We start from the raw sequence: 16,794 nt of genomic DNA, 5'->3' as shown, positions 1-16,794 counted from the left end.
ACTTCAGGCATGACAAACATAAATACTACATAAGCAATCACTGCATCACCACTCTTCGTCATGTATAAAAATATTTCAGCCAACAGATGAAGCAAATACGAGCAACATCTATCGCCCTGCAATGCCGGCAGGTAGGCAGGCAGGTAGGAAAAATCCGACAGCAAAGTCATAAAAACATATGCGTCAGAATATTACCTGCATTAACAAAATACCCAATTGTTACAAACAACTACCAAACTATTGAACACCTCCCCACTCCAGGCTTATAGTTTTTGCGCTTTTAATCTCGATCATTGATTGATGGCGAGCGACCAATAGACAAGGAGTTATCCGTTTGCAGAAAAAAAATTTACTTCTACATGCCTGCTTCTAACGGCACTGCTTTGCCCCCTCGGTAGCTTTGCGCAGCAAGCTTCGACCATCGACGTTCGAGAACTGGCATCCTCTCCTCGATGGCTGACAACCAAGGTCTATATAGAGGGAGCGCCACAAACGGACGTAAAAGCTAATTATCCTGGCGTGGTGGGAATATCGACGTGGGATCCCGAGCGCAATCGCTATGAGTTTTTTTACACCGATACGGGGGAGTCAAAGTACAACAATGGCGGTGGAGGTTACTTCTTTGTCACCGGCGATTATAAAACCCATATTCTGGTACCCGATATCGGGCCAACCAAAACCGTTGTCAGAAGACTGGAAAAATTAGATCGAAGTGAATTCACTTATTCTCGCGAAGTGCCCCGCGACATGGTCGCCAACAACCCACTTGTGCGCATCTATGTAGTTCATGCCCCGTACACTGGCACAGTGGATACAAAGTCGAGTATGAAGTCCGACCTGAACATCACACGATGAAACCGGCCAACCCGTCGGACATAAACGGACGCCGCCAACCTCGCTTTAATAGCACTATCGTTTAACCAAATTAAATCCCCCGAATGAAAATGCGGAATTTCAACATGCAAAAAACAATTAAAACAGTACTGATATCTACACTGCTGATATCCTCGGCCTTCTGCGGAGTCGCCAGTGCGCAATCCCCAACCGCCCCCCTTGCAAAAACTGCCGTTGCCACCCCAGATAATGCTGTCATGCTCACCGTGTTTTTAAAACATGATCAGTCGAGACCATTGGGTGAACTAAAAGCTCAGCTAACCAAGCAAGGATTTTATAAAACATTTCCACCTGCCGGCGTTGAAGTTGTTAGCTGGAACATAATGATGGGCATCGGGCAAGTCGTCACACTCCGTCTTCCGGCCTCTCGTCTGGCGGAAGTAAACCTTGCACTCGAAAATACAGCGTGGGGAACTTACAGAACCGAGTTTTATCCGACCTACGATTTCAAAGCGATAGCGCTGGCGGAACAAAACAAGGCACAACAAATGCCAACTGCCCAGTGACACTTGCGGCAGCACACTGAATTTACAGTGTGCTGCACAATGACGTGACACGGCCTCCGGCCACCCTGAACCGTGAATTTGCTTCTTCCGGGAAGCAGTCCAGACTAAGCAAGTACCGCTCTGCGATTGACGACCATTGCCAAGCAGCTCGGGGATCAGCACCCTGAAACTATTTTGCGCCCAACGCAACGACGACCACAGGAGCATAGCAATGCCCGCAACCGTTCTGGTACTGGTTGAAACCATCAATGATTACTTGCCGATTCTGGAGCATCAGGGTTTTCACCTGATTCTGGCGCCCACCCCCGCCGAGCGCGCCGAGGCCATTGCCACCCATGGCGGGCGGATCGATGCGGTCCTGACCCGCGGCCCGTTGGGTTTGTACGCTGACGAAATAGCCGCGCTGCCGGCGCTCAAGATCATTTGCGTCATCGGGGCGGGCTACGAAAACATCGACCTGCAAGCCGCCGCCGACCGGGGCCTGACCGTCACCAACGGCGCTGGAGTCAATGCTTCTTCGGTTGCCGACCACGCGATGGCGATGCTGCTTTCGCTGGTGCGCGATATCCCGCGTTGCGACGCCGCCGTCAGACGGGGCGAGTGGCCGAAAATCATGCGCCCTTCCCTCGCCGGCAAACGCCTGGGAATCCTCGGCCTCGGTGCCGTCGGCATGGCCATCGCCAAACGCGCTGCCAACGGCTTCGACATGACGGTCAGCTACCATAACCGCCAGCATCGCAGCGATGTGCCATACAGCTTCTGTTCGACGCCCACCGAACTGGCCCGCGTCTCGGATTTCCTGGTGGTGGCCACACCCGGCGGGCTCGGCACCAGAAACCTGATCAATCGCCCGGTGCTGGACGCTTTGGGTCCCAACGGTTTCCTCATCAACATCGCTCGTGCCAGTGTCGTGGTGACCGCCGATTTGATCAGCGCACTGGAACAGCGACGCATTGCCGGCGCGGCACTGGACGTCTTCGACCACGAACCTCAGGTGCCGGACGCCTTGAAAGCCTTGGGCAACGTTGTTCTCACGCCGCACGTCGCGGGACTGTCTCCGGAAGCGACCCAGGGCACGGTCGAACTGGTCGGGCGCAACCTCATGGCGTTCTTTTCCGGCGAACCGGTGCTCACCCCGGTCACTCTGCCGACCACTGCAAATCAGGCAGCGCTGTGACAACATTCAAACAGGTGTATCAAAAGCAATGATTGGCCGGCAACACGCTCACCTATAAGGGCGGATCGTGGTTGTCGGTGCCGGGTACGCGCATTAGATTAGCCAATAGTCTCAGGCCTCCAGAATAAGCAGAAGGGATAAGCATGGCGCTTACTGACCAGTCCACCCGTATCCGCTCCGGCGAAGAACTCGATGCCAGCCTGATCGATCCGTACCTCAAGGCCCACATTCCAGGCCTCAGTGGCTTGCCGCAAATCAGCCAGTTTGCTGGCGGTGCATCCAACCTCACCTACCTGCTGGAATACCCCGAACAGGAGTTTGTCCTGCGTCGGCCGCCGTTTGGCCACAAGGCCAAGTCTGCCCACGACATGGGGCGCGAATTCCGCATTCTCAATCAATTGCGCGACGGCTTCCCGTATTGCCCCAAAGCCTACGTGCACTGCACCGACGAGTCGGTGATCGGTGCCGAGTTCTACGTGATGGAACGGGTCAACGGAATCATCCTGCGCTCCGAACTGCCGCCGGAACTGGGCCTCGATTCGGCGAAAACCGAAGCCCTGTGCAAGAGCTTCATCGACAAGTTCGTTGAATTGCACCAGGTCGATTACAAGGCCTATGGGCTCAGTGACCTCGGCAAACCTGAAGGTTACGTCGCGCGGCAGATCAAAGGCTGGAGCGATCGCTACGAAAAAGCCCTGACCCCGGACGCGCCGCAGTGGGAAGCGGTAAAAGCCTGGCTCAACGACAAGATGCCGGCCGATCACCCGACCTCGAGCATCGTGCACAACGACTACCGCTTCGATAACGTGATCCTCGCCCCCAACAACCCGATGCAGATCATCGGCGTGCTCGACTGGGAACTCACCACCCTTGGCGATCCGCTGATGGATCTGGGCAACACCCTCGCCTACTGGATCGAAGCCGGCGACCCGGCGCCGGTGCAACTGATGCGGCGCCAGCCGAGCCACGCACCGGGCATGCTGACCCGCCGCGAATTTGTCGATTACTACGCCCAACGCGCCGGCATCCAGATCGACAACTTCGATTTCTACTACACCTACGGCCTATTCCGCCTGGCCGGCATCGTGCAGCAGATCTACTACCGCTTCTTCCATGGTCAGACCCAGGACAAACGCTTCGCACAGTTCATTCACATGAACAAACTGCTGGAGCAGATGAGTTTGCAGGTCATTCAGAAATCCAGCCTCTGATCCAGGCCCTCTAATAAGACTTTTCATAAGGGAATCCCATGTCCAAGACTCAGTTGTTCGACCTCGACGGCAAGATCGCTTTCGTCTCCGGCGCCAGCCGCGGCATCGGTGAAGCCATCGCCAAACTCCTGGCCCAGCAAGGCGCCCACGTCATCGTTTCGAGCCGCAAACTCGACGGCTGCCAACACGTAGCCGACGCCATCATCGCTGCGGGCGGCAAAGCCACCGCCGTCGCGTGCCACATCGGTGAAATGGAACAGATCAGCCAGGTCTTCGCCGGCATCCGCGAACAGTTCGGCCGCCTGGACATCCTGGTCAACAACGCGGCGACCAACCCGCAGTTCTGCAACGTGCTGGACACCGACCTCAGCGCGTTCCAGAAAACTGTCGACGTCAACATCCGCGGCTACTTTTTCATGTCCGTTGAAGCCGGCAAGCTGATGCGTGACAACGGGGGTGGCAGCATCATCAACGTGGCGTCGATCAACGGCATCTCGCCGGGGATTTTCCAGGGCATCTATTCGGTGACCAAGGCTGCGGTGATCAACATGACCAAGGTATTTGCCAAGGAATGCGCGCAGTTCGGGATTCGCTGCAACGCCCTGCTGCCTGGCCTGACCGACACCAAATTTGCCTCGGCGCTGGTGAAGAACGAAGCGATCTTGAACACTGCGCTGCAGCAGATTCCGCTCAAGCGTGTGGCGGATCCAAGCGAAATGGCCGGTGCAGTGCTTTATCTGGCCAGTGATGCATCGAGCTACACCACCGGCGTTTCGCTGAACGTGGATGGCGGCTTCCTGTCCTGATTGGAAATACTCGGCGCTGACGCAGACCTGCAGGTGCCGGATTGCTGGCGACAGGCGACATCAATGTTGACTGATGCGCCGCCACCGCCAGCAAGCCTGCTCCTGCAGGGATCAGACGTTTGGCTCACTGAGTGACGCAGCGGGTCGTGGTAGTCACCCGCGTTACCTCCCCCTCAGCCTTCATGTCACCCATGACATCGGTTTTATCCATGGTCTGACAGGTGCGCACAGGCGGTGGAGGTGGTGCAGCGGGTGGAGGTGGCGGCGGACTGGCACAGCCACCGAGAATGACGACACAGAATGCAAACGGTGTGAAAACGCGTTTCCCAAGACTTTTCATAGGATGACCCGCGGAAAGTGATCGACAAGTTTGTGACAACAAAACCCTGCCAAAAAGTTCACGGGTGGCCATAGAAAAGCTGATTTTGCGGGTGTTCACGTCCGGTCAGCAGTCAAAACCGACACAACTAGCACACGGGATCGGGTCGATGCAGTGTGTTGCATTCCAGTTCGTAGCGCAGTTCCTCAATGAGCGCTGCAACCGCTTCGCTGGTCTTGAGCGTTGTCACGTTTAACCCGCTGACCACCAGATCCACCTGCCCCGACACCGGATGGTAGAGCTTCACCGTCAACGAATGATCACCGGTGATCGTGCACTCACAGGCCAGGGGAGAAAAGCTGCGTTCCAGTTGCAGCCGCAGTTGCGCCAGGTGAATCATTGCGATTGACCCTCGTGGCAAGGTACTGCAAGGGGGATGCACTTGTACGGCATGGCTGATCCTTAGGCGACTTGAAAAGGCGCGTGCGGATATTCCTCGGACCCGCTCGCACACTCTCAGCCTATGCGCCGTCGCCCCCTGTCAAAACATGAATTTGCACCACCTCAATTAGTGCATTTGCACCTTAGCGCTGCCCCCTGTTTCGCGCCGTGCCTGAGAACAATCCACGCTCACGCGCCCAGACGATCGCCTCGCTGCGGCTGTGCACATCGAGCTTGGAATACACCGTTGCTACGTGATTGCGTACCGTGTTCGGCGCGAGTTTCAGGCGCGCAGCGATCTCCTTGTCGGCCAGGCCTGCGCAAATCAGCTCCAGCACATCACGCTCCCGGGCCGTCAGATCGGTAAACGACACACTGGGCAATTTCGGCGAACTGACGCTTTTCACATTGGCGAGTTTTTCAATCAACGTGCGGCTGAACCAGGATGCGTCTTTCATGACTTCCTCGATCGCCGCCAGCAACTCCAGTTCGGTGCGTTTGCGCTCGGTAATGTCCATCAACACCAGAAGGTAACAAGGGTTGTCCTGAATGTTCACCGTGTCGGCAGAAATCGCGCAATCGATCAGGTCAGTGTTTTTTTTACGGATACGCACATCGATGCGATCCAGGCTGCCGGTTTTCTCCAGCACCGCAAACAGCCGTGTACGGGCGCCCGTGTCGTGGATGAAATCGATTTCCGCGAGCGTCTTGCCCAACACTTCTTCGCTGGGGTACGCGAGCGTATCGAGAAAGGCTTCGTTGACGTCGATCACCACCTGATCGTCAGCACCGCACACGAGGGTGGGCACCGGGGTCAGTCGAAAAGCCTTGGCGAAACGTTCCTCGCTTTGGCGCAGGGCCACTTCAGCCTTGTGTCGAGGCTCCATGTCGACGAAAGAAAACAGCATGCAGTCTTCGGCGTTCAGCTCCAGCGGCTGACCCGCAACAATCACCTGCTTGCTGCTACCGTCGGGCAACTTCAGCTCAGCCTGCATTTGCGGGATGGTCGCGTGTTCGCGCAAACGCTCGATCGCCAGGTCTTTCTTCTCGGCGCCTTCAAGGATGTCGAGCTCATAGGTCGAAACGCCGATGACTTGATCGCGGGCATACCCGGTCATTTCCAGAAAACCCGCATTGACCTTGATGTAACGCAAATCGCTGAGGCGGCAGATCACCGCCGGGGCCGGGTTGGCGTTGAAGGTCCTTTCAAAACGCTGCTCGGCACTGGCCCACTCGGTGACATCGTTAATGATCAGCACCAGCGACTCCGGCTCCCCGCTACTGGTCGCCAGCACCATGCTGCGCACATTGTGGACCCAGGTGCGGTCCTCGTCGGCTGTCGACGTTACTTCCACCATTACATCGCTGAAGGTCTCGCCACGAGCAACTCGGTTGATCGGGTAATTGTCGGCCGTTACCGGGTGGTTATTGCGATAGCGCAAAGCGAAAAGCCGGGCATATTCCGTGGCGTTCGCGCCCAACTCGCTGATCCGGCTGACGCCGTGCATGGCTAGGGCGGCGTCATTGGCCCACAGAATGGTCTGGTCGAGTTCCAGCAGAATCACCCCGTCGGACAAACCGGCGATGATCTGTTGCAACTGGCGGCGATTGGTTTCGGTGGTCAGGACGTCCTGGCTCATTGGCTCTCCACTGATGTGTCCGCACCACCTCGTGATGCTGTGTGAAGATGTGGACCGCTGCAGTCTTCGATAGTGCAAAGCACTTGTTCGACCTTGCAATCCTCTCACGTAGCCACAGAAACTACTGTCGAATACTGCCAACTGTCCGGGCGGGAGAAACAGGAGGTTTCGAGAGCATTCTATTTGCTGCCACGGCATCGTCCATTCTCTCTATCGAGCCTAACAATTGGCGCATGGGCAGATTATTAGCATTCCCGAACAGATACTTAAATCTTACTGAAATATTAGTTTGCCCTACGCCATCTGGGGGTGGGACCGACCCAGGCCCATCAGAATCAGACTTCGTAACTAAACTAAAATTCTCTCTTTCCATTTGTGCCGTGTGCCTATCCACTCTCAACTTTACCTTACTAAGCTTTCTATACTGATTCTTATTAAGGTCAACCCTGAACAGCGTATTTTCATCACCAGAAAAACCACCAAGAGTTTTTATGGGCCTACCGTCCAAATACACAACTTCTGCAGCGAGCAATTTCTTAAATACAGAACTCGACGATTGTCGAGACGTGAAAATATTTTTTAAAGGTTTAGTAAAAACAGACCCAAAAGAATGGCCATCAGGATCACTTCGCAGTATTGGCTCCCCCTCACAATAGGCATACGCATTTAACCCACCCTTCCCAAACGGACTCCAACTATCAGGCGTGTTTAACCGCATTAACACCGGATTGAACTGCCGATAGCCATTTCCCAAATGATAATGCCCAGTCACCCGATCCGGACATTCGCCATTGAACCCCAGCAAACCGAGCACGCCATTTACCATTGGACGATAACCGTATGGCGTATAGACGAAGAGGCGAGTCGAAGTCGCGTCGAGTGCGTGTAATACCGAACGCTGAAGATCCGTCGCCAGCAAAGCGATTTCCACCTTGGCCCCCTCATACTTTCGCTCCGCCAACAACCGGTCTTCGCATTGCACGATACTGCGTTGCACCGCATCTTGAACCTCAGTAGCCAGGCGGGCTTTGCAATGGAAACGCTGGATAGCCTCTTGATCGAATGGAGCGCATGTGGTCTGACGATCCAGAGGATCGTACCCGTAGAGGCACAAGGTTTTACCGGTTGACGTAGGCATTGGCAGAGCTCCATGCAAGATCCGACAGCAGGAACCAAAGCTTCGAAGTTTTTGCAGCCTTTGCCTACTATCAGAACTGCTAGTGCATACCCCCTCACTCAACAACGGCATCGGTTGAGGGCGGCATGCGATCTTTTGATTTTCAAGCCGCCAGTTGGCCCCCAGCAATCGCTGCCGAAGCCGCCAGCATCGCGCGCAACAACACCGCACACCCGGCCGCCAGGTCATCCGGCGCGGCGTTTTCGATTTCGTTGTGGCTGATGCCGCCTTCGCATGGCACGAAAATCATCCCGGCGGGGCCGAGTTCAGCGAGAAAGATTGCGTCGTGCCCTGCTCCGCTGACGATGTCCATGTGCGACAAGCCAAGCCCTTGGGCCGCACCGCGTACCGCTTCGACGCACCCCTTGTCGAAGTACAGCGGCGGGAAGTCGGCGGTGGGTGTCAGTTCGAAAGTCAGGCCGTGCTCCTCGCAGGTGGTTTCGATCACTTCACGGACTTCGGCGATCATCGAGTCGAGTCTTGCCGGTTCCAGATGACGGAAATCCAGGGTCATGCGCACTTCGCCGGGGATGACGTTGCGTGAGCCGGGATAGGCTTGCAGGCAGCCGACGGTGCCACACGCGTGAGGCTGGTGGCCAAGGGCGGCACGGTTGACCGCACCGACGATGACGGCAGCGCCGACCAATGCATCCTTGCGCAGGTGCATCGGGGTCGGGCCGGCATGGGCTTCGACGCCGCGCAATTTCAAGTCGAACCATTTCTGCCCGAGGGCGCCCATCACCACGCCGATGGTTTTGTGTTCGTCCTCAAGGATCGGGCCTTGCTCGATGTGGGCTTCAAAATAGGCGCCGACCGCGTGACCGCTGACTTTTCGTGGCCCGGCATAGCCGATGGCGTTCAGTGCTTCACCGACGGTGATGCCTTCGGCGTCGACCTTGGCCAGGGTTTCTTCGAGGGTGAATTTTTCTGCAAACACGCCAGAGCCCATCATGCACGGTGCGAAACGCGAGCCTTCTTCATTGGTCCAGACCACCACTTCCAGTGGCGCTTCAGTTTCCACGCCCAGGTCGTTAAGCGTGCGCAGCACCTCGACCCCGGCGAGTACGCCGAAGCAGCCGTCGAATTTGCCGCCGGTGGGTTGGGTGTCGATGTGGCTGCCGGTCATCACCGGCGGCAGGTTCGGGTTGCGACCAGGGCGACGGGCGAAGATGTTGCCGACGGCGTCGATGCTGACGGTGCAACCGGCCTCCTCGCACCACCCGACGAAAATGTCTCGGGCCTGGCGGTCGAGATCGGTCAGGGCCAGGCGACAGACGCCGCCCTTGACCGTGGCGCCAAGCCTGGCCAAGTCCATGAGCGACTGCCACAAGCGGTCGCGGTTGATGTGCTGATGGGTGGATTGCAGAACGTCTACGGCCGCGTTCATGGTGATCTCCTCAGGCTGTTGTTATAGGTTTTTTCAGGCAATTCTCGGGTGTGTTCGAGGCCGTCATCGCGGGCAAGCCCTCTCCGACAGGGATTGAGGTCGAACACAAATGTTGTGCACTCCCAATCAATTGTGGGAGCGGGCTTGCCCGCGATGAGGCTCGAACTCACACCGCAGATTTCGCAACAGACGGGCTGGGCCGCATCGAGCACAACCCGTAATAAATCAGCCCGCCCAGCGCCGAGCCCGTGAACCAGCCGTAACTGTAAAACCAGCTGAATGCATCGCTGCCCAACGACAACAACGTCAGTACCACCGGCACCCCGAACGCGATGAAACCGAACCAGTTCCACGCCGGATACACGTCATCGCGATACAAACCAGCCAGATCCAGTTGCTGTTTCTTGATCAGGAAATAGTCCACCACCATGATCCCGGCGATCGGCCCGAGCAGGCTCGAATAACCCAGCAGCCAATTTGAATAGACGGTTTCCAGGCTCATGTCCGAGACAATCAGCCCAAGCTTCTTCAGCAATTCATGCCCCATCAGCAACAGCCCCACCAGCCCGGTGAGCAACACCGCTTTGGTGCGGTTGATCACCTTCGGCGCGATGTTCTGGAAGTCGTTGGTCGGGGACACAATGTTGGCCGCGGTGTTGGTGGACAGCGTGGCGATAATGATCAACGCCATGGCCAGCGCGACCCAGACCGGGCTCTGGATATGCCCGATCAAGGTGACTGGATCGGACACGGTCACGCCCACCAGTTTCACCGACGCGGCGGTCATCACCACGCCCAGCGAGGCGAACAGGAACATGGTCAGCGGCAAACCGATAATCTGCCCGACAATCTGATCTTTCTGGCTCTTCGCATAGCGACTGAAGTCGGGAATGTTCAGCGACAACGTCGCCCAGAACCCGACCATCGCGGTCAGCCCGGCAGCGAAATAGCTGACCACGCTGGCACCTTCCGGACGTTTGGCCGGGATCGCCAGCAATTCGCTCATCGACACGTTCGGCATGGCCCATACCAACAAGCCAACACCCACCAGTATCAGCAACGGTGCCGAGAGCGTTTCCAACCATTTGATCGACTCGGCGCCGCGAATCACCACCCACAGGTTGAGCGCCCAGAAGATCATGAAACCGATGACTTCGCCGGTGCCACCGAGGGATTTCCAGCCCTCGAACACCGAGCCCAGAAACAAGTGAATCGCCAGCCCGCCGAACATCGTCTGGATGCCGAACCAGCCACACGCCACCAACGCACGAATCAGGCAAGGAATATTGGAACCAAAGATGCCGAAGGAAGAACGCAGCAACACCGGAAACGGAATGCCGTACTTGGTGCCGGGGAAAGCATTCAGTGTCAGCGGGATCAACACAATGATGTTGGCGAACAGAATCGCCAGCAGCGCTTCACCGACGCTCAGGCCGAAGTAGGCGGTCAGCACCCCGCCGAGGGTGTAGGTCGGCACGCAGATCGCCATACCGACCCACAGCGCGGTGATGTGCCATTTGTTCCAGGATCGTTCGTGCACCTTGGTCGGTGCCATGTCGTGGTTGTATCGGGGACTGTCGAGGACATCGCTGCCGGCTTCTAGCTCGAACAAGCCGTCGCGCTCGGTCACTTGTGATCTGATCTGTTGCATGGCCGCTCCACTGTTCTTTGAATTATTTTTTGCTCATCAGGGGCTGGTGGCATCAATAAACGTGCCGGGCACCCCGATTGCGCATCGGGCAGTTCCATAAAAACTTTGCAACCTACTGATGTTTATCAGTTTTATATCTATCTGCGATGAGTAATCGGTCACTTGTCTGTGCACTGAGGCTAAAGGCCAGGCAAGTTGTCCGAACCGTCAGGACTCAATCTGGTGCGTTGATCTTTTTTTCAAACTTGCGCATCAACCATAGACCATTCTCAAGCGGCTGATTTCACATAAGAAATCTCGTCTATTTTTAGAACCTGTCAAGTGCGTCAAAATGGTGAGAGGTCTCACCATTTTGGTGATTAATCGTTTTAGTTCTTATTTATCAACTACTTAAAACAGATATATGCTTATAAAAAATATTCTTGCTCAATCCTTGAACTCATACTAGCTTCTATTCCTGACAGCACTGACAGGAATACTCCTGTTGGCGCACGCTTCATATAAAACATTTAGAACCGGCACAAGTCGGTCATGCCTGCGAGGAACTCGGAATGTCTCTGTTGATCCGTGGCGCCACCGTTATTACCCATGATGAAAGTTATCGCGCCGACGTCTATTGCGCCGACGGCGTGATCAAAGCCATCGGCGACAATCTTGATGTTCCGGCGGGTGCCGAGGTGCTCGACGGCAGTGGCCAATACCTGATGCCCGGCGGCATCGACCCGCACACCCACATGCAACTGCCCTTCATGGGCACCGTGGCCAGTGAAGACTTTTTCAGTGGCACGGCGGCGGGACTTGCCGGTGGCACCACGTCGATCATCGACTTCGTGATTCCCAATCCGCAGCAATCGCTGATGGAGGCTTTTCATCAGTGGCGCGGATGGGCTGAGAAGTCGGCCTCCGATTACGGTTTCCACGTTGCGATCACCTGGTGGAGCGAGCAGGTCCGCGAAGAGATGGCCGAGCTGGTCAGTCAACACGGGGTCAACAGCTTCAAGCATTTCATGGCCTACAAAAACGCGATCATGGCGGCCGACGACACGCTGGTGGCGAGTTTCGAGCGCTGCCTGGAGCTGGGCGCGGTGCCGACGGTGCATGCAGAAAACGGAGAACTGGTTTATCACCTGCAACGCAAGCTGATGGCGCAGGGCATCACCGGCCCTGAAGCGCATCCGCTGTCGCGTCCGTCGCAGGTCGAAGGTGAAGCGGCGAGCCGGGCCATCCGCATCGCCGAGACCCTGGGCACGCCGCTGTACCTGGTTCACGTGTCGACCAAGGAAGCCCTCGACGAAATCACTTACGCCCGCAGCAAGGGCCAGCAAGTCTACGGTGAAGTATTGGCCGGGCATCTGCTGCTGGACGACAGCGTCTATCAACACCCGGACTGGCAGACCGCCGCCGGTTACGTGATGAGCCCGCCGTTCCGTCCTCGCGGCCATCAGGAAGCGCTTTGGCATGGTCTGCAATCCGGCAACCTGCACACCACCGCCACCGACCACTGCTGTTTCTGCGCCGAGCAAAAAGCCGCGGGGCGTGACGATTTCAGCAAGATCCCGAACGGCACCGCCGGTATCGAAGACCGCATGGCCGTGCTGTGGGATGAAGGGGTGAACACCGGGCGTTTTTCGATGCAGCAATTTGTGGCACTGACCTCCACCAACACCGCAAAGATCTTCAACCTCTACCCGCGCAAGGGTGCGATTCGCGTCGGAGCCGATGCGGACCTGGTGCTGTGGGATCCCGAGGGCACACGGACAATTTCGGCGAAGACCCATCACCAGCAAGTCGACTTCAACATCTTCGAAGGCAAGACCGTGCGCGGCGTGCCGAGCCATACGATCAGCCAGGGTCGGGTGGTCTGGGCCGACGGGGATTTACGCGCCGAGCGGGGTGCCGGGCGGTATGTCGAACGGCCGGCGTACCCGGCGGTGTTTGATTTGCTGAGCAAGCGGGCGGAGTTGAATCAGCCGGTTGCCGTGAAACGCTGAGATCGAGACCTTCGACCTCATCGCCAGCAAGCTGGCACCCACAGGGTAAACGCATTCCAAATGTGGGAGCCAGCCTGCTGGCGATGAGGCCCGTTCAGACACCGTACAAACCAATGCCCACCAGAGGCATCACCTCAATAACCGTGAGGCCAACACCGTGATCAAGACCCTGACCCACCTCCCGCATCCCTATGAGAATGCGGCCGCCCTCGCCGGCCATTTCACCGATCTGGCGCCGCCGCTCAACGACCGCCAGGCGCATCTGGAAGCCTCGCGCTGTCTGTATTGCTACGACGCGCCGTGCGTGAATGCCTGTCCGAGTGAGATCGATATCCCCTCGTTCATCCGCAATATCCATCAGGACAACGTGCAAGGCGCCGCACAGAAAATCCTCTCGGCGAACATCCTCGGCGGCAGTTGCGCCCGGGTCTGTCCGACGGAAATCCTTTGCCAGCAAGCCTGCGTGCGCAACAACGCCCATGAATGCGCGCCGGTACTGATCGGCCTATTGCAACGCTACGCCGTGGACAACGCGCACTTCAGCGAACACCCCTTCCGTCGCGCCGCAGCCACCGGCAAGCGCATCGCCGTGGTCGGTGCCGGCCCGGCCGGTTTGTCCTGCGCTCATCGCAGCGCCATGCACGGGCATGACGTGGTGATTTTCGAAGCCAGGGAAAAGGCTGGCGGCCTCAACGAATACGGGATCGCCAAGTACAAACTGGTGGACGACTACGCACAGAAGGAGCTGGATTTCCTGTTGCAGATCGGCGGTATCGAAATCCGTCACGGGCAAAAACTCGGTGAAAACCTGACCCTCAGCGAACTGCATCAGCAATTCGACGCGGTGTTCCTCGGCCTCGGTCTCAACGCCAGCAAACAGCTTGGGCTGAATCACGAAGAGGCACCCGGCCTGCTCGCCGCCACCGAGTACATCCGCGAATTGCGCCAGGCGGATGACCTGAGCCAATTGCCCCTCGCGGATCATTGCATCGTGCTCGGCGCCGGCAACACCGCCATCGACATGGCCGTGCAAATGGCCCGCCTCGGGGCACATGATGTGAATCTGGTGTACCGCCGTGGCGTCGAGGACATGGGCGCCACTCACCACGAACAGGACATCGCCAAAGCCCATCAGGTGCGTTTGCTGACCTGGGCGCAACCCGAAGAAGTGCTGCTCGACGATCAAGGCCAAGTACGCGGCATGCGTTTCGCTCGCACACACTTGGTGGAAGGTCGCCTGCAAACCACCGGCGAAACCTTCGAACTGGCGGCCGATGCGATTTTCAAAGCCATCGGCCAGGCTTTCGACTCGAGCGCGCTTGGCGATCCGCTGGCTCGCGAACTCAAGCGTTCTGGCGATCGAATTCAAGTCGACGAGCACCTGCGCACCAGCATTCCCGGCGTGTATGCCGGTGGCGACTGCACCAGCCTAGATCAGGACCTCACCGTGCAAGCCGTGCAGCACGGCAAGCTGGCTGCCGAGGCGATCAACGCTCAATTGATGCTCAACGTGGAGGCCGCGTAAATGGCTGATCTTTCGATTGTCTTCGCCGGCATCAAATCCCCCAACCCGTTCTGGCTGGCCTCCGCGCCGCCGACTGACAAAGCCTACAACGTGGTCCGCGCCTTCGAGGCCGGCTGGGGCGGCGTGGTCTGGAAAACCCTGGGTGAAGACCCGGCGGCGGTCAATGTGTCGTCGCGCTACTCGGCGCATTTCGGCGCCAACCGTGAAGTGCTGGGCTTCAACAATATCGAGCTGATCACCGACCGTTCCCTGGAGATCAATCTGCGGGAAATCACCCAGGTGAAAAAGGACTGGCCGGACCGTGCGCTGATCGTGTCGCTGATGGTGCCCTGCGTCGAAGAATCGTGGAAACACATCCTGCCGCTGGTGGAAGCCACCGGCGCCGACGGCATCGAACTGAACTTCGGCTGCCCCCACGGCATGCCGGAACGGGGCATGGGCGCGGCGGTCGGTCAGGTGCCAGAGTATGTCGAACAGGTCACGCGCTGGTGCAAGACGTATTGCTCGCTGCCGGTGATCGTCAAGCTGACGCCGAACATCACCGACATCCGCGTCGCTGCCCGTGCGGCCCATCGCGGCGGCGCCGATGCGGTGTCGCTGATCAACACGATCAACTCGATCACCAGCGTCAACCTGGAACGTATGGTCGCCAACCCCACCGTCGGCAGCCAAAGCACCCATGGCGGTTATTGCGGTTCTGCGGTGAAGCCGATTGCGTTGAACATGGTCGCCGAGATCGCACGCGATCCGCAGACTCAAGGCCTGCCGATATCGGGTATCGGCGGCATCGGCAACTGGCGCGATGCGGCGGAATTCATCGCACTGGGCAGCGGTTCGGTGCAGGTATGCACCGCGGCGATGCTGCATGGCTTTCGGATTGTCGAAGAAATGAAGGACGGCTTGTCACGCTGGATGGACAGTCAGGGTTACGCCAGCGTGTCGGAATTTTCCGGACGGGCGGTGGGCAATACTACGGACTGGAAGTACCTGGACATCAACTATCAGGTGATCGCGAAGATTGACCAGGAAGCGTGTATCGGCTGTGGGCGTTGCCATATCGCTTGCGAAGACACGTCCCATCAGGCGGTGGCCAGTCTCAAGCAGGCAGACGGCACGCATAAATACGAAGTGATCGATGACGAATGTGTGGGCTGCAATTTGTGCCAGATCACCTGCCCGGTGCAGGATTGCATCGAGATGGTGCCGATGGAGAACGGCAAGCCGTTTCTGGACTGGAATCATGATCCGAGGAATCCGTATCACGTTGCGGTCTGAAATCTTCGGCGCCTGAACTGACGCCATCGCGAGCAGGCTCGCTCCCACATTTGAAATGCATTCCAATGTGGGAGCGAGCCTGTTCGCGATGAGGCCGGCAGCACCACTCGAGATTTTAAGGCTCCAGACCGATCCCGCGCAAAATCACACTCGTCACCGTCTGCACCGCCCGCTCAAACTGCATGTCCGACAGCGGCTGGTGATCATTCAGGATATTCACCTGATGATCAAAGTCCGCGTAATGCTGAGTCGACGCCCAGATCATGTACAGCAGGCTGGAAGGCTCCACCGGCAGGATGCGTTTGTCGTCCACCCACTGGCGAATTTTCGCTTCTTTCATCTTGGCCCAGTCGTACAGGCTGACGTCGAGTTTCTCACCCAGCGTCGGCGCGCCGTGGATGATTTCGTTGGCCCAGACTTTCGAGCCGTAAGGCCGGCTGCGTGAATGGTTCATCTTGGCGCGGATGTAGCTGCTGAGCACCACGCGCGGGTCATCGAACATCTCGAAACACAACGCGTCCTGCTTCCAGACCTCCAGCAAATCGAACAACACGGCGCTGTACAACTCGGTCTTGGTGCTGAAGTAGTAATGCAGATTGGAGCGCGGCAGTTGCACTTCGGCGGCAATGTCGGCCATGGCGGTGCCGCCGAAACCTTTTTCGGCGAAGACCTTTTCGGCCCCGAGCAGAATTTTTTCGACGTTACTGCGGCGAATCTCGATCTTGTGATTGCCCATGAGGGCTCCCTGACAACAGCGTTGCTCAAGACTAGCATCCGCTCTACATCGCGGCGAC

At 57.5% G+C, this 16,794-nt stretch carries 14 protein-coding genes; 8 read left to right on the top strand and 6 right to left on the bottom strand.

What is annotated here, in order from left to right; genetic code table 11:
* Positions 1-363 precede the first annotated feature (363 nt).
* The 5 genes from F8N43_RS04640 to F8N43_RS04620 all read left to right on the top strand — a co-directional run bounded on the left by F8N43_RS04640 (position 364) and on the right by F8N43_RS04620 (position 4,594).
* On the top strand, positions 364-855 hold the full coding sequence (locus F8N43_RS04640; RefSeq protein WP_150630597.1) for a DUF4822 domain-containing protein: 492 nt from the start codon (positions 364-366) through the stop codon (positions 853-855).
* Between the two features lie 104 nt (positions 856-959).
* On the top strand, positions 960-1,400 hold the full coding sequence (locus tag F8N43_RS04635) for a hypothetical protein (protein WP_150653277.1): 441 nt from the start codon (positions 960-962) through the stop codon (positions 1,398-1,400).
* A 211-nt stretch (positions 1,401-1,611) separates the two neighbouring features.
* Positions 1,612-2,577 carry a 2-hydroxyacid dehydrogenase gene (locus F8N43_RS04630; RefSeq protein ID WP_150639218.1) on the top strand — a complete coding sequence of 322 codons (966 nt, stop codon included), beginning with the start codon at positions 1,612-1,614 and terminating at the stop codon, positions 2,575-2,577.
* A 143-nt stretch (positions 2,578-2,720) separates the two neighbouring features.
* Positions 2,721-3,788, top strand: a complete 1,068-nt coding sequence (locus F8N43_RS04625; protein ID WP_150653276.1) for a phosphotransferase family protein — start codon at positions 2,721-2,723, stop codon at positions 3,786-3,788.
* A gap of 38 nt (positions 3,789-3,826) precedes the next feature.
* On the top strand, positions 3,827-4,594 hold the full coding sequence (locus F8N43_RS04620) for an SDR family oxidoreductase (protein ID WP_150630518.1): 768 nt from the start codon (positions 3,827-3,829) through the stop codon (positions 4,592-4,594).
* Between the two features lie 467 nt (positions 4,595-5,061).
* Here the strand turns inward: F8N43_RS04620 and F8N43_RS04615 are convergent, their stop codons facing one another.
* From F8N43_RS04615 to F8N43_RS04595, 5 genes are all read right to left on the bottom strand, one after another.
* The gene (locus F8N43_RS04615) at positions 5,062-5,313 is read right to left on the bottom strand and encodes a DUF1652 domain-containing protein (protein ID WP_150639220.1); all 252 of its coding nucleotides are present in this window, start codon (positions 5,311-5,313) and stop codon (positions 5,062-5,064) included.
* Positions 5,314-5,497: 184 nt separating this feature from the next.
* Positions 5,498-6,994, bottom strand: coding sequence for a helix-turn-helix transcriptional regulator (locus tag F8N43_RS04610; RefSeq protein ID WP_150653275.1), 1,497 nt, complete (start codon positions 6,992-6,994; stop codon positions 5,498-5,500).
* Positions 6,995-7,115: 121 nt separating this feature from the next.
* Positions 7,116-8,132 carry an RHS repeat-associated core domain-containing protein gene (locus tag F8N43_RS04605; protein ID WP_150653274.1) on the bottom strand — a complete coding sequence of 339 codons (1,017 nt, stop codon included), beginning with the start codon at positions 8,130-8,132 and terminating at the stop codon, positions 7,116-7,118.
* Between the two features lie 142 nt (positions 8,133-8,274).
* Positions 8,275-9,558: a Zn-dependent hydrolase gene (locus tag F8N43_RS04600; RefSeq protein ID WP_150630514.1), complete on the bottom strand. Its 1,284-nt coding sequence runs from the start codon at positions 9,556-9,558 to the stop codon at positions 8,275-8,277.
* 166 nt (positions 9,559-9,724) lie between these two features.
* Entirely contained in the window at positions 9,725-11,209 is a 1,485-nt protein-coding gene (locus tag F8N43_RS04595; RefSeq protein WP_150653273.1) for an NCS1 family nucleobase:cation symporter-1, read from the bottom strand.
* Between the two features lie 551 nt (positions 11,210-11,760).
* On the opposite strand from F8N43_RS04595, the gene hydA reads away from it, so the two are divergent.
* The 3 genes from hydA to preA all read left to right on the top strand — a co-directional run bounded on the left by hydA (position 11,761) and on the right by preA (position 16,000).
* On the top strand, positions 11,761-13,200 hold the full coding sequence (gene hydA / locus F8N43_RS04590; RefSeq protein WP_150630512.1) for a dihydropyrimidinase: 1,440 nt from the start codon (positions 11,761-11,763) through the stop codon (positions 13,198-13,200).
* A gap of 157 nt (positions 13,201-13,357) precedes the next feature.
* Positions 13,358-14,725 carry an NAD(P)-dependent oxidoreductase gene (locus F8N43_RS04585; protein ID WP_150653272.1) on the top strand — a complete coding sequence of 456 codons (1,368 nt, stop codon included), beginning with the start codon at positions 13,358-13,360 and terminating at the stop codon, positions 14,723-14,725.
* Complete coding sequence (gene preA, locus F8N43_RS04580; protein WP_150640002.1) at positions 14,726-16,000, top strand: NAD-dependent dihydropyrimidine dehydrogenase subunit PreA; 1,275 nt, start codon at positions 14,726-14,728, stop codon at positions 15,998-16,000.
* A 115-nt stretch (positions 16,001-16,115) separates the two neighbouring features.
* Here preA and F8N43_RS04575 read toward each other — a convergent pair whose 3' ends face one another.
* Complete coding sequence (locus F8N43_RS04575) at positions 16,116-16,736, bottom strand: TetR/AcrR family transcriptional regulator (protein WP_017339437.1); 621 nt, start codon at positions 16,734-16,736, stop codon at positions 16,116-16,118.
* Between the last annotated feature and the right edge of the window lie 58 nt (positions 16,737-16,794).

Origin of the sequence: Pseudomonas fluorescens (assembly GCF_902498065.1) — a bacterium.
Taxonomy (GTDB): Bacteria; Pseudomonadota; Gammaproteobacteria; order Pseudomonadales; family Pseudomonadaceae; genus Aquipseudomonas; species Aquipseudomonas fluorescens_BJ.
The sequence above is the reverse complement of the archived record's forward strand: the minus strand, read 5'-3'. Positions and strand labels throughout refer to the sequence as shown.